The organism is Sphingomonas sp. Leaf231, from assembly GCF_001421995.1.
Classification (GTDB): Bacteria; Pseudomonadota; Alphaproteobacteria; order Sphingomonadales; family Sphingomonadaceae; genus Sphingomonas.
On the sequence record NZ_LMLS01000001.1, the window covers coordinates 1,238,444 to 1,259,090 of the forward strand.

General features: G+C 65.5%; 19 protein-coding genes. 13 read left to right on the forward strand and 6 right to left on the reverse strand.

Translation table 11 applies throughout. The features are described 5' to 3' along the window. Positions 1–16: 16 nt before the first annotated feature. The 7 genes from ASE95_RS05755 to ASE95_RS05785 all read left to right on the forward strand — a co-directional run bounded on the left by ASE95_RS05755 (position 17) and on the right by ASE95_RS05785 (position 7,926). Positions 17–472, forward strand: coding sequence for a HutD family protein (locus ASE95_RS05755; RefSeq protein WP_056632571.1), 456 nt, complete (start codon positions 17–19; stop codon positions 470–472). An 11-nt stretch (positions 473–483) separates the two neighbouring features. After that, on the forward strand, positions 484–759 hold the full coding sequence (locus ASE95_RS05760) for a metal/formaldehyde-sensitive transcriptional repressor (RefSeq protein WP_056632574.1): 276 nt from the start codon (positions 484–486) through the stop codon (positions 757–759). Then, positions 756–1,679 carry a CDF family Co(II)/Ni(II) efflux transporter DmeF gene (dmeF, locus tag ASE95_RS05765; RefSeq protein ID WP_443025433.1) on the forward strand — a complete coding sequence of 308 codons (924 nt, stop codon included), beginning with the start codon at positions 756–758 and terminating at the stop codon, positions 1,677–1,679. The genes ASE95_RS05760 and dmeF overlap by 4 nt, the downstream gene beginning before the upstream one ends. A 224-nt stretch (positions 1,680–1,903) precedes the next feature. After that, positions 1,904–2,239, forward strand: a complete 336-nt coding sequence (locus ASE95_RS05770) for a hypothetical protein (protein WP_056632579.1) — start codon at positions 1,904–1,906, stop codon at positions 2,237–2,239. Positions 2,240–2,294: 55 nt separating this feature from the next. Continuing rightward, positions 2,295–3,569, forward strand: coding sequence for a TolC family protein (locus ASE95_RS05775; RefSeq protein WP_056632583.1), 1,275 nt, complete (start codon positions 2,295–2,297; stop codon positions 3,567–3,569). Further along, the gene (locus tag ASE95_RS05780) at positions 3,566–4,714 is read left to right on the forward strand and encodes an efflux RND transporter periplasmic adaptor subunit (protein WP_056632587.1); all 1,149 of its coding nucleotides are present in this window, start codon (positions 3,566–3,568) and stop codon (positions 4,712–4,714) included. Before ASE95_RS05775 ends, ASE95_RS05780 begins: the two co-directional genes overlap by 4 nt. Further along, complete coding sequence (locus ASE95_RS05785) at positions 4,711–7,926, forward strand: efflux RND transporter permease subunit (protein ID WP_056632590.1); 3,216 nt, start codon at positions 4,711–4,713, stop codon at positions 7,924–7,926. Before ASE95_RS05780 ends, ASE95_RS05785 begins: the two co-directional genes overlap by 4 nt. Positions 7,927–8,088: 162 nt before the next feature. Here ASE95_RS05785 and ASE95_RS05790 read toward each other — a convergent pair whose 3' ends face one another. The 3 genes from ASE95_RS05790 to ASE95_RS05800 all read right to left on the reverse strand — a co-directional run bounded on the left by ASE95_RS05790 (position 8,089) and on the right by ASE95_RS05800 (position 10,735). Next, entirely contained in the window at positions 8,089–8,280 is a 192-nt protein-coding gene (locus ASE95_RS05790) for a hypothetical protein (RefSeq protein WP_156347890.1), read from the reverse strand. 114 nt (positions 8,281–8,394) lie between these two features. Beyond that, complete coding sequence (locus ASE95_RS05795; RefSeq protein ID WP_235528214.1) at positions 8,395–8,883, reverse strand: chemotaxis protein CheW; 489 nt, start codon at positions 8,881–8,883, stop codon at positions 8,395–8,397. Next, the gene (locus ASE95_RS05800; protein WP_056632600.1) at positions 8,864–10,735 is read right to left on the reverse strand and encodes a methyl-accepting chemotaxis protein; all 1,872 of its coding nucleotides are present in this window, start codon (positions 10,733–10,735) and stop codon (positions 8,864–8,866) included. The genes ASE95_RS05795 and ASE95_RS05800 overlap by 20 nt, the downstream gene beginning before the upstream one ends. Positions 10,736–11,025: 290 nt before the next feature. On the opposite strand from ASE95_RS05800, the gene ASE95_RS05805 reads away from it, so the two are divergent. Beyond that, positions 11,026–12,132 carry a DUF3616 domain-containing protein gene (locus ASE95_RS05805; protein WP_082449575.1) on the forward strand — a complete coding sequence of 369 codons (1,107 nt, stop codon included), beginning with the start codon at positions 11,026–11,028 and terminating at the stop codon, positions 12,130–12,132. A 250-nt stretch (positions 12,133–12,382) separates the two neighbouring features. On the opposite strand, the gene ASE95_RS05810 is transcribed toward ASE95_RS05805, so the two are convergent. Next, the gene (locus ASE95_RS05810; RefSeq protein WP_056632606.1) at positions 12,383–12,652 is read right to left on the reverse strand and encodes a GlsB/YeaQ/YmgE family stress response membrane protein; all 270 of its coding nucleotides are present in this window, start codon (positions 12,650–12,652) and stop codon (positions 12,383–12,385) included. Between the two features lie 161 nt (positions 12,653–12,813). On the opposite strand from ASE95_RS05810, the gene ASE95_RS05815 reads away from it, so the two are divergent. Further along, positions 12,814–14,283, forward strand: a complete 1,470-nt coding sequence (locus ASE95_RS05815) for a PAS domain S-box protein (RefSeq protein WP_056632609.1) — start codon at positions 12,814–12,816, stop codon at positions 14,281–14,283. A 71-nt stretch (positions 14,284–14,354) separates the two neighbouring features. On the opposite strand, the gene ASE95_RS17565 is transcribed toward ASE95_RS05815, so the two are convergent. Further along, on the reverse strand, positions 14,355–15,002 hold the full coding sequence (locus tag ASE95_RS17565; protein ID WP_156347891.1) for a hypothetical protein: 648 nt from the start codon (positions 15,000–15,002) through the stop codon (positions 14,355–14,357). 104 nt (positions 15,003–15,106) lie between these two features. Between ASE95_RS17565 and ASE95_RS05820 the strand changes: the two genes are divergently transcribed. After that, positions 15,107–15,703 carry an arylesterase gene (locus ASE95_RS05820; RefSeq protein WP_056632612.1) on the forward strand — a complete coding sequence of 199 codons (597 nt, stop codon included), beginning with the start codon at positions 15,107–15,109 and terminating at the stop codon, positions 15,701–15,703. A gap of 484 nt (positions 15,704–16,187) precedes the next feature. Then, a complete protein-coding gene (locus tag ASE95_RS05825; protein ID WP_056632615.1) occupies positions 16,188–17,132 on the forward strand; it encodes a hypothetical protein in 945 nt (314 codons plus the stop codon). Between the two features lie 162 nt (positions 17,133–17,294). On the opposite strand, the gene ASE95_RS05830 is transcribed toward ASE95_RS05825, so the two are convergent. Then, positions 17,295–18,203, reverse strand: a complete 909-nt coding sequence (locus ASE95_RS05830) for a LysR substrate-binding domain-containing protein (RefSeq protein WP_162234667.1) — start codon at positions 18,201–18,203, stop codon at positions 17,295–17,297. A gap of 97 nt (positions 18,204–18,300) precedes the next feature. Here ASE95_RS05830 and ASE95_RS05835 point away from each other — a divergent pair, with 97 nt between their 5' ends. Together ASE95_RS05835 and ASE95_RS05840 are read left to right on the forward strand one after the other, a co-directional pair. Further along, the gene (locus tag ASE95_RS05835; protein ID WP_056633337.1) at positions 18,301–19,485 is read left to right on the forward strand and encodes an acyl-CoA dehydrogenase; all 1,185 of its coding nucleotides are present in this window, start codon (positions 18,301–18,303) and stop codon (positions 19,483–19,485) included. Next, on the forward strand, positions 19,485–20,609 hold the full coding sequence (locus tag ASE95_RS05840) for a CaiB/BaiF CoA transferase family protein (protein WP_056632621.1): 1,125 nt from the start codon (positions 19,485–19,487) through the stop codon (positions 20,607–20,609). The genes ASE95_RS05835 and ASE95_RS05840 overlap by 1 nt, the downstream gene beginning before the upstream one ends. Positions 20,610–20,647 lie beyond the last annotated feature (38 nt).

Sequence of the window (20,647 nt, forward strand, 5' to 3'; positions counted from 1 at the left end):
CGCAGATTCGCCTGAGGTGCCGTGGGCGAACGGATGCGGATCGACGCGGCTGCTCTGGTCCGATCCGTCGCGTGAGCGCCGGATCAGCGTGGCGATGCTGGAGCGATCGGCACCCTTTTCGGTGCTCCCGGGTAATGCGCGCCTCCTGCTGGTGCTCGACCCGATCATGATCGAACTAACCGTTCGCGGTTGTCGCAGCAGCTTGCGCCGGCATGATGCCCTCGCGTTCGCCGGGGACGATCCGGCGACACTGAGCCTGGTCGACGGGCCGGGGCGCGTGCTCAATCTCATATGCAGGAGCGATCGCTGGATTCCCGCCGTCGATCGTCATGGGTCCGCGCCAATCGGCTGGCTGGCATGGGGCGACAGCGAGGTCGCGAAGACCGGCGACATGATGTTCGGCGATCAAGCCCTCCCCTGTTCCACATCGCTTCACTTCGTACAGATTGATCGCACCCCGCCGGTAGGGTAAGGGGGTATGGTATGTCTCATCTAGCCGCGGACAGGGATCCGCTGATCAAGCGAATCCACCGCATCGTCGGTCAACTGCAGGCGATTGAACGTGGTCTGCTGGACGATGCCGATTGCGCGAAGACATTGCATCTGACGGCGGCGGTACGCGGCGCGGTGGGCGGGTTGATGGATGAGTTGATCGAGATGCATGTGCATGCGCACGTCGCAGACGATGCCCTGACCCCCACCGAACGCCGCGAAGGCGCCGACGCTCTTGTCGCGGCCATTCGCCGCTACGCGAAATAGGGTCTTCAGATGGGCACCGAACCGAACTGCTGGCCCACGATCATGTCTTCCTGGGCGCTGCTCATGACGAGAACGCCCGGCGCACGCGTCGGGTCGTGGTGCTGACGGCCCTGATGATGGCCGGCGAGGTTCTCGCGGGCTACGTCACCGGCTCGATGGCCCTGCTTGCCGACGGCTTCCACATGGCGACCCATGCCGGTGCGCTCGGCGTCGCGGCGGGAGCATACGCCTATGCGAGGCGGCACGCATCGGACCCCGCCTTCAGCTTCGGTACGGGGAAGGTCGGCGACCTCGCGGGATTCGCCTCGGCGATGGTGTTGGGTTTGGTCGCGCTCGGCATCGCGGTCGAATCCTTGCTGCGCCTGTTCCACCCGTCAGCCGTGGCATTCGGCGAGGCGACGATCATCGCCGTCATCGGCCTCGCCGTGAACCTCGCCAGCGCGTTGCTGCTTTCCGGCGGCCACCATCACCATCATCATGGTCGCGACCATCCGCATGGTCATGCCCACAGCCATGCCGGCGACAACAACCTGCGCTCCGCCTACGTCCACGTGCTGGCGGACGCGCTGACGTCGGTTCTGGCGGTCGCGGCGTTGCTGGCGGGCAGGTACCTGGGGTGGGTGTGGATGGACCCGGCGATGGGGATCGTGGGTGCCGTCGTCATTACCCGTTGGTCCTGGACGCTGATCCGCGACACGGCGGCGGTGCTGCTCGACCGAACCGATCCCCATGTCACAAAGGAAATCCGGGAGTTATTGGAAGGTCCCGGCGACGCGCGCATCAACGACTTGCACGTCTGGCGGGTGGGACCGGAAGCCCATGCAGCGATCGTGAGCGTGTGCGGCGTTACAGACGCCACCGTCCGCCAGCGTCTGACGCCCGTCCATGAGATAGCCCATCTGACCGTGGAGGTGCGGTGATGGTTTACCTCGCAATCGAGGCGAGAAGCTCCGGCGTCAGCATTGCGGTCGCGTGCGAAACGGCGGAGCCCTTTTCCGGATTCGGCGCGCTGGTCGCCTCGCAACCGCTCGTGTCGGCCCTCGCATGATCTGGCTGGGGCGCGCCGCGGCCCGGCATCAGGTTGTGGCAAGGTGATGCCTGCCACCCTTCGCCGCGTCACGTCGCGCAGCACCGGCTGCCTCACGTGACCGCATGGCGTCGTGTATCGGCATCGGTGATCGGCGCCTTGTTCGCGCTCATCGCGGTGCTCGGGCTGATCGCGCTCTCCACTTGGCACGGTTCGATCGTGCACGACGATGCCTCGCTTCACATGGTGCAGGTTCATGACGCCGGGTTCGACGACGATGCCGACAGCCTGATCCATGTCGCAGCTCATTCCGCCGGTCATGGGTTGGCGATGCCTTCCTCCACGACGCCGCTTCCCCGGCTGACGTCGGGCGGCCAGCGCTGGCCCGAATGCTTGACTGCCATGCTGTCCGGCCTCGATCCCGGCTCGATCCTGAGGCCCCCGCGCGCCTGATCGCAGCTGCGCGGCGCCAGCCGCGGCGGATCAATCGTGACGAGGATCGACACACATGAACGGCACATCATGCCGGCAGCGCACTCGCGCGCTGTTCGGCGGGCTTGCAGGCGTTCTGCTCGCCAGCGCCGCCTGGGGGCAGACCACGCCCGACGGCAGGGCGCCGCCTTTTGCGCAGCTTCTTCGGGAGAGCGCATCATCGCCGCGACTGGCCGCGCTCGACGCCGATGTCGATCGGGCCGAAGGACTGGCGCAGCAGGCGGCCGCCCGACCCAACCCGACCATCAGCGTCTATGGCGAAAACTTCGCCGGCAGCTCACCTTACGGGGGCTTCGGACGCACCGAGACGACGTTGCAGGTCAACCAGCCGATCGAAATCGGCGGGAAGCGAGCAGCCCGAGTTTCGGCGGGCGACGCCGGCGTGGTCGCCGCCATGGCCCGAAGCGTGGAGGCCCGGCTGGCTTACGCCTATGATCTGGCGCGCGCCTACGCCGCGGCGGACATTGCCGACCGCCGGATCGGTCTGGCTGAGGACGAGGTGGAGGAGGCGACCGCCGACCTCAAGGTTGCCCGTGCTCTGGTGACGGCCGGTAAGGAGGCACGCTTGCGCCAGCTACAGGCCGAGACGGAGTTGAGTACGCTCCAGTCCCAACTGGAGACCGCCAGCGCCGATCGCGCCGCAGCGTTGGCGAGACTCGCTGGGATGGCCGGAGCGGTCACGCCCTATACCGGCCTGTCGGAGTCGCTGCTGGATCGCATGGCGACGCAGCCGCCCAGCGGCCCGCCCGATCCCCTGCACAGCATTGCGGTTCGTGCTGCGGAAGCGGAGCGCGATGCCGCCGCGCGACGGGCCGCCGCGCAGCGCAAGGCAGCCATTCCCGATGTGACGGCCCAGTTCGGCGTCCGGCGGCTGGAACTCGACAATGCGACGGCAGTCGTCGCGGGCATCTCCATGCCGCTCAACCTGTTCGATCGTAACACGGGCAACATCGCCGCAGCAGATGCCGAAGCGCGGGGAGCGGAGGCACGAGCGGCTGCCGCCCGCATTGAGGCGCAGGCGAATGCGCACGCAGCGCACATCCTTGCCGCCGCCGCCGACGCCCGCACCGCCGCGGCGGCAAGGACGATGACAACGGCCGAGGAAGCCTATCGCCTCGCGCGCATCGCCTATGAGGCCGGCAAGTCGCCGCTCATCGAACTTCTCGCTGCGCGTCACGGCCTTGGCGTGGCCCGTGGGGTCGTGCTCGACGCTATGGCAGCCCGACTGGACGCGCGCGCCGCGCTGGCTCGTGTTCAGGGCCTGACCCTCACCGGAGACGTGGTCCGATGAACGACCGGAATCGCCTTTACGCCGGCGCAGCCCTTGGCCTTGCCGCGGCGGCAGCCCTGGGCTTCGGGGCCGCCCGCCTCACCCAATCGACGCCATCGGCATCTCCCGCGCCGCAAGCCCCTGCTGCGGACGCCTTCACGAACGAGATCGCGATCTCGGAACAGGGTATCGCCCTGTCGCAGATCGGGACCGCGCCGGCGACCGCCGGCGAACTTGATGCCGCCATCCCGGCATCCGCCATCGTCGAGACGACGCCCGATGCCGAGGCAGTGCTGACGGCGCGCGCTCCGGGAACCGTCACCCGCATCCTTAAACGCATCGGCGACCCCGTTCGACGGGGCGAGACGGTGGCGCTGGTCGAAAGCCGCGATGCATCGCAGATCGCTGCGGACCGTGCGGCGGCATCCGCACGTGTCACGCTGGCAAGCCGGCAGGCAGCGCGCGAACGCTCACTCGTCGGGCAAGGTGTCTCCGCACGGGCGGACTATGAAGCGGCACAGGCCAACCTTGCCGTCGCGCAGGCGGACGCGCGACGCGCCAGCGCTGCCGCCGGTGCGGTTCGACTTGCCGCCGACGGTCGCTCGGTGGCCGTGGTCAGCCAGGTGACCGGCCGCATCACCGCGGCACCGGCCAATCTCGGCCAGTATGTGGCAGCGGAGACCGAGCTGTTCCGCGTCGCCGATCCCCGTCGGGTTCAGGTCACGGCCAGCCTTCCAGCGGCCGATGCGCCGCGGGTGCGCCCCGGCGACCGGGTGGAAATGACGACCAGCGACGGTCGCAAGATCGAGGGCCGGGTGCGAGCATCGACCGGCGTCGTGGATACCGAAAGCCGGGCAGCCACCATCGTCATCACCCCGGGCGACAGCCCCCTCGCGCCCGGTCAGACGGCGCAGGCACGCATCTTCGCCAGTGGCGGTGCACGCAAGGACGGCGTGATGGTGCCGCAGGATGCGGTGCAGACGGTGGGTGATCGCAGCGTCGTGTTCGTGCGGACACGAACCGGCTTCCGCGCCCGGCCGGTCCAGGTCGGCGATCGGTCCGGCGGCCTGATCGCCATCGTGTCTGGCCTCGCCGCAGGCACCCCGATCGCCACCACCAACGCCTTCCTGCTGAAGGCCGAGATCGAGAAGGATGCCGCGGAATGATCGCCCGCATCCTGTCGCTGTCGGTCCGCTACCGTTGGCTGGTCGCGTTCCTGACCCTGCTCGTCATCGGCTTCGGTGCCTGGCAGATCACCAGGCTGCCGATCGATGCGGTTCCGGACGTCACCAATCGCCAGGTCCAGATCAGCACCTTCGCTCCCACTCTCGGTCCGGTCGACATCGAGAAGCAGGTGACCTTTCCGATCGAGACCGCCCTGGCCGGCATATCGGGGCTGGAGATGACGCGATCGTTTTCGCGCAACGGCTTCAGTCAGGTCACTGCCGTCTTCACCGATGCCACCGACATCTATTTCGCGCGGGCGCAGATCATCGAACGGCTGGCGCAGGCGCAAGACAGCCTCCCCTCTGGCATCCAGCCGAACCTCGCGCCTCTCAGCACCGGACTCGGAGAGATCTTTTTCTACTCGGTCGCTTTCCGTCATCCCGATGGCCGGGGCGGCGCCGAACATGTCGACGGCAAGCCGGGCTGGCAGTCGGACGGCAGCTACATGACGCCGGAGGGCGAGCGGCTCACCAACGAGCTCGCCAAGGCAGCCTATCTGCGCACGGTGCAGGACTGGATCATTCGGCCGCAGATGCGCAACGTGAAGGGGGTCGCGGGGGTCGATTCCAACGGCGGCTACGTGAAACAATATCTGGTCGAACCCAATCTGACGGCCCTGTCCACCTATGGCCTTTCGATCACGGAACTGGCGGACGCACTGGAGCGCGCCAACGTGTCGGCGGGTTCGAACTACGTCAGGCGCGCGGGCGAGAGCTTTCTGGTCCGCGCCGACGCGCGACTGAGATCGATCGACGACATCCAGGAAGCGGTTGTCGCGACCCGCGGCGGGGTTCCGGTCCGGGTGAAGGATGTCGGCGACGTCGTGATCGGCGGTGCCGTCCGCACCGGCTCGGGCAGCCGGATGGGTGCGGAGGCGGTGATTTCCACCGTGCTGATGCTGGTCGGCGAGAACAGTCGGATCGTGGCCAACGCCGCGGCCGACAAGCTCACCCAGATCAACCGCACGCTCCCCCCCGACGTCTTCGCCGAACCGGTCTACAATCGCTCGAAGCTGGTCAACGCGACGATCGCCACGGTCGAAAAGAACCTGATCGAGGGCGCCTTGCTCGTCATCGCCGTGCTGTTCCTGCTGCTGGGCAACATTCGCGCAGCCCTGATTACGGCGACGGTGATCCCGATCACGATGCTGATGACCGCGGCGGGCATGAACGGCCTGGGCGTGTCGGGCAATCTGATGAGTCTCGGCGCACTCGACTTCGGACTGATCGTCGATGGCGCCGTCATCATCGTCGAAAATGCGTTGCGTCGCCTTGCCGAGCGGCAGGAGCATGAAGGGCGGCTGCTGAGCCGATCGGAGCGGATGGAAGAAACGACGCTGGCGGCACGGGAGATGATTCGACCGACCTTGTATGGTCAGCTCATCATCTTTCTGGTCTTCGTTCCGCTGCTCACCTTTCAGGGTGTAGAGGGCAAGACCTTCGCGCCCATGGCGATCACGCTGATGGTGGCGCTTGCTTCCGCCTTCGTCCTTTCGATCACGTTCGTCCCGGCGATGATCGCGCTGTGCATCACGGCCCGTGTCAGCGAAACGGAAGTCAAGCCGATCCGCTGGTTCAAGGATCGCTACGCACCGATGCTCGGCAAGGCGGTGGCGCGGCCGATGCCATTCATTCTAGGTGGTGTAGCGGTGCTCGTCGCGGCGGTGCTGGGTGTCGGAACGTTGGGCCAGGAATTCATGCCGCAGCTCGACGAGAAAGATATCACCGTCACCAACTTCCGCGTGCCGTCCGCCTCGATCGATCAATCGACGCAGATGCAGCTTCAGATCGAGAATGCGCTGAAAACGCTGCCGGAGGTGGCGCTGGTCTTCTCCAAGAACGGCAATGCCGACCTCGGCACCGACCCGATGCCTCCCAACGCATCGGACACCTATGTCATTCCGAAGCCGGAAAGCGAATGGCCGGCGGCGGTGAAGTCCAAGGACGACATCCTGCGCCGTATCGAGGCGAGGATGAAGCCGCTGATCGGGAACCGCACGGAAATCCAGCAGCCAATCCAGATGCGCTTCAACGAGCTGATCGCAGGCGTTCGCGCCGACGTTGCGGTGAAGCTATACGGCGACGATCTGGACGCCATGAGCATACAGGCGAAACGCATCGCTGGCGTGCTGCGATCAATCCCCGGTGCCGGCGACGTCAACGCCGAGCAGACATCCGGTGCCCCGACCTTCGACGTGAAGATCGATCGGCAGGCTGCCGGTCGATACGGCCTGTCGGTGGAGGAGATCGCGAACACCGTATCGGCGGCACTTGGCGGGCGAGAAGCCGGGCTGTTGTTCGAGGGCGACCGGCGGTTTGCGGTGGTGGTCCGTCTGCCGGATGCGCAACGCGACGATCTGGAGACGCTGGGCGCGATCCCGGTGATACTCCCCGCAGCAGAGGGGCAGACCGCCAGGTCGATCCCGCTGCGCGAGGTGGCGCGGTTCAGCTACACGCAGGGGCTGAACCAGATCAGCCGAGAGAATGGCAAGCGCATGGTGGTCGTGCAGGTCAACGTGCGGGGCCGCGACATGGGCGGCTTCGTCAAGGAAGCGAAAGCCAGCATCGGGGCGCTCGATCTGCCGCCCGGGATGTACACCGGTTGGGGTGGTACGTTCGAAAGCCTGCAATCGGCGAGAACTCGCTTGCTGATCGTCGTGCCGATCTGCTTCATCGCGATCTACGCGCTGTTGTTCATGGCCCTTGGCGGGTTCGTGCCGGCTGCGATCGTGTTCTCGGCAGTGCCGATGGCACTGGCCGGCGGCGTGTTCGCGCTGCTGCTCCGCGGCATCCCGTTCTCGATCACCGCTGCGGTCGGCTTCATCGCGCTCTCGGGCGTGGCCGTGCTCAACGGTCTCGTCATGATGAGTGCGATCCGCAAGCACCGCGAGGACGGCGACGACGAGGATCAGGCGATCATCGGCGGGGCGATGGAACGCGTCCGCCCGGTGCTGATGACCGCGCTCGTCGCCAGCCTTGGCTTCGTGCCGATGGCGCTGGCCACCGGCACCGGGGCAGAGGTTCAGCGTCCACTCGCTACGGTCGTGATCGGCGGGCTCATCACCTCGACCATCCTGACGCTATTGGTGCTGCCCGCGATAACCGCCTGGGCGTCGCGACGCCGACCTGCGGCGAAGCCCGAAGCGGCATAGGTCGGCGGTGCCCGCCGCTCGCGCGGGCGGCTGGGCACCTTTTTCATGATGTCTGGCGCTACTGCATCGACCGGAAGTCAGCGCGATGATGCCCGTATGCGCTCCTGTTCCGCCGAAATTGAATGACGGAACCGTTCGATCACCCTTGCACCCCGTGCGCGATCATGAACTCGGAGCCGGTCGTTTGGCGAAGGATGCGTTCAGCTCCAGCTTGCTTGCTCTGGCGATCTCGGCGTGATGCTCCGCAGCCCGGAGGTGAATGGCCCGTATCGCCTCGATCGGTGAAGCGACGGCAAGCGCGATCTGCTGCCGCATCACGTCGCGAGGATCGTCGATAAAGGGACTCTTCGGCATATCATTATCCTCTGCGGACCAGCCGGATGTGTCGTCTCGCTTCATCAAACGCCGAACCGGGGTCTTTGCTCCTCCCGTATCGTGGCCTCACCTGCTGATGGCCGCGCCAGGCGGTCAGGCCGCTTCGCGCATTTCCGCCGGGCCGCCGATCGCGTCGAGCGACAGCATGAGCACCATGTTGTCGCCCTGATTGGTCAACCCGGTGATAAAGCCCGATCGCTCGCTACTTCCCTCCGGAACCGGCTGGACGTCCGCATGGTCGATCGTGACGATGTCGTTGACGGCATCGACGATCAAGCCGCGTTGTTGCGCACCCACCTGGACGACGATGATGACGTGGCGGGCGGTCGGCTCGGTGCTGCCCCAGCCTAGACGGTAGCGCAGGTCGAGAACCGGCAGCACCACGCCACGCAGGTTGACGACGCCTTTCATATAGGCCGGCACCCCCGGCAGCGGAGTCGACGGCGTCCATGCGCGAATTTCGCGGATCGCCATGATATCCACGCCCAGGCACTGCTCGCCGAGCTGGAACGTGATCAGTTGTTGGCCGCTCATGTCGTCGTCTCCCGCTCGATTACCCACGTCAGAAAGACGACCAGTCATCCACGGCGACTGCGGCATTTCCCTCGGTCGCGTGCGTTACGGCAGGGCGCGCGGCAGTGGCAGCGATGCGGCGACCGGCGTGCGCGGCGCGTGCCTGCAGCTTGTGGACCGGTGACGCGGCAGGAGCCGGTGCGCGGCCCGAACCCTGCGCGAGCGTGAAGCGGGCGACCTCACTTGCGAGCGTATCGGCTTCCTCGGACAGGCTGCGCGCCGCCGCCGTCGCTTCCTCGACCATGGCGGCGTTCTGCTGGGTCACGCCGTCCATTTCCGAGACCGCAGTGTTCACCTGATGCAGTCCGACTGCCTGCTGCTCTGCGGCGCTGGCGATCCCCGATACCAACTCGTTGATCTCGGCGATACGTGCGATGATACGGGTGAGCGACTTCCCGGTTTCGCTCACCAGTTCGACCCCGAGGTGGACCTGCTCAGACGATGCAGTGATGCGCGTCTTTACGTCCTTGGCCGCATCCGCCGAGCGCTGCGCCAGCGCGCGCACCTCGGAGGCGACGACGGCGAACCCCTTGCCCGCGTCGCCGGCGCGGGCCGCCTCGACGCCGGCGTTCAGCGCCAACAGGTTGGTCTGAAAGGCGATACCGTCGATCACCGCGATAATCTCGCTGATCTCGTTGGACGAACGCTCGATGCCGCTCATGGCGTCCATCGCTTTCTGCACCACCCCGCCCGACTGCTCCGCATCGCGACGGGTCTCGCCGACCATCATGTTCGTGCGCCCGGCGCTCTCGGCCGTCTGCTTCACCGTCGAGGTAATCTCATCCATCGCCGCGGCTGTTTCTTCCAGCGAGGCGGCCTGCTGTTCCGTGCGGCGCGACAGGTCGTCCGACGCCTGGCGGATGTCGCCCGCGCCGTTGGTGATACCAAGCGCGCTGACCGACACCGCGCCCATCGCAGTGGAAACCGCCGCCATGGCGTTGTTGAAGTCTGTTTTAAGCTTGGCGAATGCCCCCGTCAGATCGGCATCGACACGTGCCGTCAGGTCTCCGCGCGCCAGCGCATCAAGGCCGTTGCCGATGCTGCCGACGATCAGGCTGGTCTGCTCCTGCTTCGCCTGCTCGGCAGTCGCCAGCTGGTTGCGCAGCCCCATCATAGCGGTGGCGAGATCGCCGACCTCATCTGCGCGCTGGTCGACGGGCACCTGTACGTCCATTCGCCCGGCCGCGAGCTGACCCAGCGCCCCGGACATGGCGCGCAGCGGCTGAGCGATGCCCCGGATCAGCGCACTAAGCATGATGGCTACCAGAGCGCCCACGCAGACGATCATCGCCAGCATCAGGTTGCGGCTCCAACCGTGCAACGCCTGTGCATCGGCGACGACGCCGTTCATGATGTCCGACTGCGCCTCTTGCATCGCGCTCGCCTCGACGGCAACACGGTGGAACACCGCTTTATTGGCGCGGAAGCCGGCCAGCGCCTGTTCGTTCTGGTCCAGCCGCGAATGGGCGAGCATCGCGTCCGACTTCAGCAGGTAATCGGCCCAGAGCGGCTTGAACCTTTCGAAGGCGGCGCGTGTCGTCGCCTTGTTGAGGCGAGGTTCAAGGTACGCGACCTTCTGGGCGATGAAGGCGCGCTGCGTCTTTATGACGGCCTCCGCCAGCTGCATATTCGCCGCATCGGCGGACAGAATGTGGTTTGCTTCGCCGATGCGATGATCCGACAGTGCTGTCTTCATGGCGGCCGTAGCTTCCAGCTTGAGACGACGTTCGACGCCGAGTTCGGTGGCGATGCCGCTCAATCGGCCCTGATTGTAAAGCGCAAGTCCGCCCAGCGCGAGAATCGCTGCGAACAAGATCGAGAAGCACAAGGTCAGCTTCTTGCCGATTCGAAGGTTTTTCATGCGTGGTCTGTTCCGCGTGGAGGAGAAGCCATCGTATCCGGGAGTCGTTAAACCTTTGATGCTGGCTTGTTAATTCCGCATCATTCGATGATTGATCGTCATCAATCGACAGGGATGGCGTGGTCAGACTGTAACGTGCGCCAACGCTCCTCGTCTTCGCCGCGCAGCAGTGCACGCATCGCTTTCAAACAAATTGGGCTACAAATGGATCTTGGCTCATCTCCTCTGGGGGAAAAATTCAGGCCATAAGGCAGCAGCGCCCGCTCACTCATCGCGAAAGAAAGCCGTAGATGCCGAGATCCTCCGCTCTTCACTCCCCATGGGCTTCCACCACGACACTGGCAGGCACCGAACTCTTGGTGCTGAATGCGGACTGCGCGGGCGCGGACGATCCGACACTCGACCTGTCGGCCGCCGCTCGACACGGCAACACCCTGTTTCTTGGTAGCGACGAGGGTGTCTGTCTTGAACGATTGAGTCGCGACCCGGCAGCATGGGTGGATCATCGGCGCTTTCCGCTCGACGCCATCCTGGATCTCGATGCATCCGGAGAGGCCGATATCGAAGGCTTGGCCGAAGATGATGGCTGGCTCTGGGTGCTGGGATCGCATGCGCGAACGCGGCCGAAGGTCGGGAAAGCGGGCGACGACCGGATCGACCTGTCCGTATTCGCGACACTGAAAGATACCCGTCCCCGCTGTCTGCTCGCGCGGGTGCCGCTGGCGCCGGACCCGGACGCGGCCGACACGATGCGGCCCGTCCGAACCAACGGAGATCGCCGCGCGGGCATGGTGCGCCAGACCAAGCACGGTAACCGGCTGGCGCGGATGATGAACGATAGCCCGCTCCTGAAGCCATTCACCCGGATCGCAGCAAAGGAAGGGGGCGTCGATCTGGAGGGGATCGCCGTCGCGGGCAACAGGGTGGCGATCGGCATGCGTGGGCCGGTGATCCAGACCTATGCCGTGCTGCTGGAAGTGGAGATCGTCGCGAAAGCTTCGGGTCGCCTGAAGATCACCGGCCCGCTCCACAAACGACTTCTCGAGCTGGACGGACTGGGTATTCGCGACCTGAAGCGCGATGGGGCGGATCTCTTGATCCTTGCCGGACCGACGACCGGCCTCGACGGGCCATGCGCCGTCTATCGCTGGACGGATTGGCTCGGCGATCCGCCGCAGGACAACACGGTGGTTCGTCGGCACAAACCGGATCGGATCATCGACCTCCCGTTCGGTCGCGGAGACGATCACCCCGAGGGGTTGGTGTTGCTGGAGGGGATCGACGGCGCGCGCGAGCTGCTCGTGATCTGCGACAGCCCCGCCGCGAGCCGCGTCGATCCAGGGACGCGCGGGATCACATGCGATCGATTCCGGCTGCCCGTCAAACAGAACGGCTAGCGAGCGGGGCGTGGCGCAAAGTCGGGCGTCTACGGCCGGTCGCGGTTGCCCGTTTACCGACGAGAAGATGCCGTGCCCGATCTCGATTCAGCGCGGCGCCGTTCCGGCGTGATGCGGGTGGTGGTAGCCCGGCCGTCCATGCAGACGTCGGCAGCGTCGGCAATTCAGGGAACGTCCCCGTCCGGGGCGGCCCGTTCGCCGGCCCCGTCGCTGTCGACGGGTGACGGCGACGGGCCTTCCCTTGCGTGGCTTAACGAACCGAGCCGCGTCGAAAGAGGTTGAGGATCGCGAGCAGGACGATGGCACCCAGCAGTGACACCAAGACCGACTGGACGCTGATGATGCCGCTGGTGATCGGGGCACCGCCGATTAGAGGCGTCACGACGAATCCGGCGAGCAGCGCCCCGACGATTCCGACGACGATGTTCAGGAAGATGCCCTGCTGTCCGTCGGTGCGCATGATCATGCTGGCAACCCAGCCGATCAGGCCACCCACGATGAGTAGTACGATGAGGCCCATGGTCGTTCCTTTTACGTGATTGACGATGACAGCAGAACCTGCGGCGATGCCTGCTTGTTCAAAAGGCGCATCAAACGGGCGGTGCGTCGCATGGTGCGGCAGCACTATTTCGGATAGTATCGGCTTGGGAACGCTGCGACGACCATGCGGGTTGACCGGTCATGTCGAACAGGCCCTCATCCGATGCACAGCCTGCATTGCGTCATCTCGAACAACTCATGGCGCAGCTGCTCGATGGCGTGATCCTGATGGACCCCACCGGCGTGATCCTGAGCGCCAACGCCGCCGCGCTCCAGATGCACGGCGTAGCGGAGGCGGCCGATCTAGGTGCGACCGCAGAGGATTACGCCAGGCGTTTTTCGCTCCGATCGCATCACGGACGCGCGCTGAAGACGCGCGAATACCCTCTCTTCCGCCTGCTGGCGGGCGAAAGCTTCCCGGACGAGATCGTCGGAGTGGTGCCGGATGGAGACGACGAGGTGCGCTGGGTGCATCAGGTCCGCGACGTGAGCATGGACGTGGACGGAGGCGATGCCGACTATCTGGCGCTGGTCATCTCCGACGTGTCAGCCCGTTTCGACGCCGAGGCGCGCTTCGATGCCATGTTCCGGGCGAACCCCGCACCTGCGCTCATCGTGCGGCTAAGCGACCTGCGGATCGTGCAAGCCAATCAGGGTTTTCTTGCGCTCACCGGTTTCACGGAGGGCCAGCTGAGGGGAAAGCCGATTTTCGGCCTCGACCTGCTCGGCGCGTTGAAGGATGTCGATGGCGTGCGTAGCTTGCTGGAGGCGGGACAGATCGTCCCTCAGTCGGAAGCCGAGCTGCGCGTGGCGAATGGTTCCCGGCGGCTGGTGCTGTTCGCCGGTCAGCCGATCGACGTGACGCAAGAAGATGCACTCCTGATCACCTTCGCGGATCTGGAGCCTCGACGGCAGGTCGAGCAGGCGCTGGCGGCGAGTGAACGGGATCTTATGGCGGTATTCGAGATGGCGCCGATCGCGATGGCGATCACCCGCGAAAACGACGACACCATGTTCCGCGTCAACGCGGCGTTCCGCCAGATGACCGGGGTTGACCTCGCCGACCGCACCGCCCGACCGGCTACCGACATCGTGCGCTGGGCCACCGGGGAAGAGCGGCGAAGGGCCATGGACGACGTGCTGGAGCAGGGAAGCCTTCGTGGACGCGAGGCACGCCTGCGAATGCCGTCCGGCGAAGAGGTCGACTGCCTGGTTTCGGCTGAGACGATCAGGGTCGACGGTGCTGGCTGCACGCTTTGGGTGTATCAGGACGTCACCGAGTATCGGCGTAGCGAGCGGGAACTTGGCGTTGCGATCGACGAGGTGATGAAGGACGCGAACTGGCTCAGCCGGTCGATCCTCGACAAGCTTGCGACGTTGCGTCGACCGCAACCATCGACGCCTGCCGCGGAGTTGACGCAGCGCGAACGCCAGGTTCTGGACCTGATTTGTGATGACCTGGACGACACGACCATCGCCGAGCGGCTGGCTCTTTCACGCAACACCATCCGGAACCACGTGGCCAGCATCTACGCCAAACTCGGCGTCAATCGACGCAGCGGCGCGGTCCTTTGGGGGCGGGAACGGGGCATGGGCTCTCCAGGCATCTAGCATCGGTCGGCCGTCGCCAGGCACGACCGACCGATCATACCGCGACACCCGCTCGCCGGCTCCTTGCTTCCTCAATCCGGGTCGGTCGGATCCTCATCAAGCGTGGCGACACCCATCATCGGATGCATGACGAACGTCCAGCCGTCACCGCCGACGATCATCAAGCGCAGTGACTGCCGATCTGCAGTGCCGAGCAGCGATGCCGCTCCCGACGACGCCGGCAACGTAACGGTTGTACCATCCTGCCGAATGCCGGTCGCCCAACCACGGCGTCCATCGCGGATTTCGCCGGCGAGACGCCCAAGCGCCGTCTCCAGCGCGGTGCGAGCGCGGGAACCGGTGGCCCACGCATGACTGGCGGGTGCCGGCTCAGTCGGCGCCGCAACGGTTCGGGTGGCGGTTGCGCGCGGCACCCCCGCGGATCGGCCGGGCGTCTCTTTCGGCCGACCAAGCGGACGAACGCCCTCCATGCTCATCATTCGTGCAAATTCATCCATCGCCGTTCCTCTGTTCGCTGCGTCCGGCGCGCGCGGGTTCACTACGCTCCTTCGATGATTGTTGAACGTCCTGTCCAGCCGCTGCGTTGACCTCGAACTCGCGCGTGCGATGACGCCGCTTCGCGAAGCGCTCCGTTCGTGGGCGCTGGCCGGCGTGGTGTACGTCGTGGACGAGCGAAAACAGCCACCCCGCTGTTCCTCCAGCGCTGCCGGCCCGGTCACGGGTCGGCCCCATCAGCGAACGCTTGCCGCCGCTGCGCCAATTTTCATAACCAGCCGCGCGTCCATACAGCTGAAGGTCGGGCATACGATCCTATATCCGGGACATGTTCATGTATCCCTTCGTGCTCGCGCTTGGAGATAGTCTGACGGCTGGTTACGGGCTGCCAGCAACCGCGTCGTTCAGCGTAAAGCTGCAGCATTCCCTGAGAGAGAGCCATGCCACCGCGCTCGTGCAAAATGCCGGCGTGTCCGGCGACACCACCGAGGATGCTCTTCGCCGGCTCCCACGGGTGCTAAGCAGCCTCGTTCGCAAGCCCGATCTCGCCATCGTCGAACTTGGCGCGAACGACTTGCTACGCGGCCTTGCCCCCGTCCGAACCAGGACGAACCTCGACCAGATCCTCGCGGTTCTGAAATCGTGCGGGATCGCCACCTTGCTGGCGACGTTCGAGGTGCCCCCGTTTTTCAGGACGCTTGCCGCGCCCTACGAAGGCATGTTCGCCGACGTGGCCGCAAAGCATGGTGCCGATCACGCCCCCTTCTTTCCGCCCGGCGTCCTTGGCAACCCACAGCTGACCCTGCCGGATGGCCTCCACCCGAACGGCAAGGCGATCGAGATGGTCGTCACCCATTTTCTGCCAAGTGTCCTCTCGGCGATCGGCGATCGGCCAGCTAACCTGAGCATGCGCAATGAACGGTGAGCGCCGTTCCCGACTTTCGCTATTCGGTCATGCCGGTCTTCACCGATAGCGGGGCCCCGGAATGGCTATCAGGACGGCTTTGAACCCATACGGTGAAAACATTGTAATGAGCGGCCCGCTGCTCCGCCGCGCCAAAGACCCGGCAAAGGTGCGGTCATGCTCGGGCTGCGAGGCATAGCCGACCCATTCGCCGCTTGGCTTCGGCGTTGACGCCGCACAGTCCCGAAGAATCTGTCATCGTCAGATGCCTCCAGCATCAGCCACGGCTCTTTCGTCCCCGTGATCCGGCAGCTGCTCGCCGGATGACAGATAGATGATCGCTGCCAAGATCGCGACAATGCCGCGCCTGGCGAACGTCGGAAATCGAGCATTGGCCGAAGTTATCGGGTAAATCCGTCCTGAACCCGCAAACAGTTCAAAACACGCCTCTTCACAGTTTGATGCGGTACCGTTACGACCCTCGACAGCTTTGAAAAGGTGGCTGATGGCTCTGCGTGGGATTTGGGTGGCGGCGCTGATGTCGGCCGCGGCGGTAATGGGCAATGCCGGAGCTGTGGAGGCACAGTTCGGCGGACTCGGCGGTTTGGTGAAGCGCGCCGGCATCTCGCTACCCAGCCTTCGTAAGGAGCCGATCTCTACCAGTCTTGCCGATGCCCGCTGGAGCGACCCAAGCCGCGACGGCTTCGTACCTTCCTCCCCCAAGCGCAGCCTGTCCGAATTGCAGCGGACGCCCAACGGTGGCTTCGTCCTCCAGGCCGGCTATTTCAGTTTCCACGGCCAGAGCTATTGCCTGCACGCTGGCACCCATGGTCCCGGCAACGGCGATGGTTACTTGTACGCGCCGCCGCTGGGTAGCGCCAGGGACGCCGTGATCGCGATCGTCCGCAACTCGGTGCAGCATCCCGAGATCGATCAGCATACGATCCAGGCGCTCCTCTGGGCGATCCTCTCACGCGCGAAAATCGAGGATCTGTCGAACGATCAGAAGATGGCGGCCGCCCAGCTGCTGACGCCACGACAGCTCGCCGGCCTCAACCGCAACGTGCTCGACATGCTGGGATCGGGTCCGATCGCCGACCACCTGCCCAAGGAAGTCCGGTCGGCCATGCAGGCGGAAGCCGATCTGCGCCGTATGCTCGCGACGCCGGGCACCAGCTACGGCGAACTGGAGCGCGTCGCCGTACTTGCCGGCATCGCACCCGTCGGTGCCGGCAGCATCGGCGTGCCGACCGGGCGCTGGAGCCAGCATCCCGACGGATATTGGATCCGCTACCTTCCGGGAAGCTACACGAATACCGTCGTCGAGATATGGGTGCCGAGCGATGCGTCCGGCATCGGCAAGGAATATGATCCGGCGACGCATATCGCCGTTCCCGGCAACACCGCGCGCCAGCGGCTCATCCAGTCGGGACGGCCCTATCGTTCTTAGAGCTTATCTGAAAATCGTTGCGCGGGCTGGCTGGTCTTGATTCACTGTCCGGATGTCGACCCGCGAGAGCGGGCGCCGGCAAGCCGAGGCGGGGGACAGGACGAGGCGCGCTCCCGGTGACCTGCCCGCCTGATCGCCCACGACGTTCGATCGTTACAGCCTCTACGACGCCGGGCTGTTCAGCCACTTCGCGGACACCACCAACTGGCTCAGGCGATGGACGATCGGCGATCCTTCCTTGTGCCAGATCAACGCGGTATCGATCCTGTCCGTAAAGCCCTCGATCGGCCGCGCCGTAAGTCCCGCGATCCCCGACCGGATCAGCGACGCCGGCGCGAGCACGACGCCATATCCTGCGGCCGCCATGCTGGCGGCGCTGATGAAGTCGCTGGTTCTGACGATCCCGGGCATGGCGAAGCCGCTGGCAGCGGCGAGGCGCTCGACGGTTTCGACCAGCCCGACCCGCTCGTTGAACTGCGGAAGCAGAAACGTCTGCGATGCCAGCGCGGCGGCCGGCACCACCGGAAGGTCCGCCAGCGGATGAACCGTGGCGACCAGCAACAACAGTGGTTCGTCGACGACCGTCACCGCCTCTACGCCCGCCGGGTAGGACGGACGCGTCCGCACGATCCCGACGTCGAGCCTCCGTTCGGCGACCGCCACAATCTGGTCGGGCGTTTCGGCCTGCCGCGGCTGTACCTCGACCAACGGCATCGTGCGGCGGATGAGCGCAAGCAGTTGCGGCAACACACCACTGGTCACCGCCGAGAAGATATAGCTGAGCGCCATTGATCCTGCCTCGCCGCGCGCCATCGCCCTGCCGATCGATTCCGCACGCGACAGATGTTCCAGAACGTCGCGCGCCTCGATCAGGAAATGGCGTCCGACATCGGTGAGTTGTACCGCCGCGCGCTTGTTCCGCATGAACAACGGCGCACCGATGATGTCTTCCAGCCGCCGCAACTGCGCGGATGCTGACGACTGGGCGAGACTGGCGCGCTCCGCTGCACGTCCAAAATGCCGTTCCTCCGCGAGGAGAACGAACAATCTGAGAAGCTGCGGGTCAAGCATCGCGACTTTTAATCGGCCGCGCCGATGAAAGACCAGCATTTAGTTGATTGAACATCCTCACCGGATGACCGACCTTCCGCCCGATCAGGAGAAGACGATGTCTGGAATGGGTAAGTTCGACTGGGCGGATCCGCTGTTGCTGGACGACCAGCTTACCGGTGACGAACGGATGATCCGCGATACCGCGCGGGCCTATGCCGAGGACAAGCTGGCGCCGCGGATCGTCGAGGCGTTCGCGCACGAACATACCGATGTCGAGATTTTTCGCGAAATGGGCGCGCTGGGGCTGCTCGGCCCGACCATCCCGGAAGAATATGGCGGCGTCGGCGCCAGCTACGTTGCCTACGGCCTGGTCGCGCGCGAGGTGGAGCGCGTCGACTCCGGCTATCGCTCGATGATGAGCGTGCAGTCGAGCCTGGTGATGTACCCGATCCACGCCTTCGGCTCGGAGCAACAGAAGCGCACATACCTGCCGAAGCTAGCATCGGGTGAGTTCATCGGCTGCTTCGGCCTGACCGAACCGGACGCCGGCTCCGATCCGGGTGGCATGACGACGCGCGCGCGCAAGGTCGATGGCGGTTATGTCATTTCGGGCGCCAAGACGTGGATTTCGAACTCGCCGATCGCCGACGTGTTCGTGATCTGGGCGAAGTCCGATGCCGATGGCGGTGCGATCCGCGGGTTCATCCTCGACAAGGGGATGAAGGGATTGGTCACGCCCAAGATCGAGGGCAAGCTTTCTCTGCGCGCCTCGATCACCGGCATGATCATGATGGACGACGTGGAGGTAGGAGAGGATGCGCTGCTGCCCGACGTCACGGGTTTGAAGGGGCCGTTCGGCTGCCTCAACCGGGCGCGCTATGGCATTTCGTGGGGTGCAATGGGCGCGGCGGAGTTCTGCCTGCACGCCAGCCGGCAATATGGCCTCGACCGCAAGCAATTCGGCACGCCGCTCGCCGGTCGCCAATTGTACCAGAAAAAGCTCGCCGACATGGAGACGGAGATCGCGCTCGGGCTTCAGGCGTCGCTGCGCGTCGGGCGCCTGATGGACGAAGGCAGGTTCGCGCCCGAGATGGTCAGCCTGATCAAGCGGAACAATGTCGGCAAGGCGCTCGAAATCGCCCGCATGGCGCGTGACATGCACGGGGGCAACGGCATCTCGGGCGAGTATCAGGTCATGCGCCACATGATGAACCTGGAAACCGTCAACACTTACGAAGGCGCACATGACGTCCATGCGCTGATCCTCGGGCGCGCGATCACCGGCATCGCGGCGTTCTGATGCCCGGGTTGCCACTGGCTGGGGTCCGCGTGATCGAGCTGGCACGTATCCTCGCCGGCCCGTGGGCGGGACAGGTGCTTGCCGATCTCGGGGCGGAGGTGGTGAAGATCGAGAGCCCGGCGGGCGACGACACGCGTCAATGGGGCCCACCGTTCGTCGACAATGGCGACGGCACGCAGGACGCCGCCTATTTCCACGCCGCCAACCGCAACAAGACGTCGCGTATCGTCGATTTTTCCACCGTCGAGGGGCAGGCGCAGATACGGGCGCTGGCGGCCACGGCGGATGTGGTGATCGAGAATTTCAAGGTCGGCGGGCTTGCCGCCTACGGCCTCGATTATGCCGCGCTCGCCGCGATCAATCCCGGTCTCGTCTATTGCTCCATCACCGGCTTCGGACAAGACGGCCCCTATGCCGCGCGTGCGGGCTACGACTTCATTATCCAGGGCATGAGCGGGATCATGGACCTGACCGGCGATCCGGATGGACCGCCGCAGAAGATCGGCGTCGCCTATGCCGATATCATGACCGGCCTGTACGCGGTGATCGGCATTCAGGCCGCGCTGCGCCAGCGCGAACAGACCGGCCGGGGCCAATGGATCGACATGGCGCTGCTGGACGTGATGGTCGGCACGCTCGCCAATCAGGCGATGAACGCGCTGGTCTCCGGCACCAGCCCACGGCGGCTGGGCAACGCGCACCCCAATATCGTGCCATACGAGGTCTTTCCGGCCGCGGACGGCTGGTTCATCCTCGCCGCGGGCAACGATGCGCAATTCGGACGCGTCCGGGCGCTGCTCGGCCTGCCCCATGACGACGCGCTGTCCACCAATCGTCAACGGGTGGCGGAGCGCGAGCGCGTCAGCCAGACCATCGCCGCCGCGACGCGGCTGTGGCCGCGCGACGACCTGCTCGCCGAACTGGAGAGACTGGGCGTGCCCGCAGGACCGATCAACGATGTCGGGCAGGCGCTCGCCGATCCGCAGGTCCGCGCACGCGGCATGGTGGTGCCGGCGGAACGGGACGACGGACTCGCCTCCGTGCCGGGGGTCAGAACGCCGATCCGCTTCGTCGGCGCACCGCCCGCGGATCATCACGCTTCGCCTCGCCTTGGTTCGGGTTGAACGACCACCCGCCGTGACGCCATCGGGGTCGCTGCCGA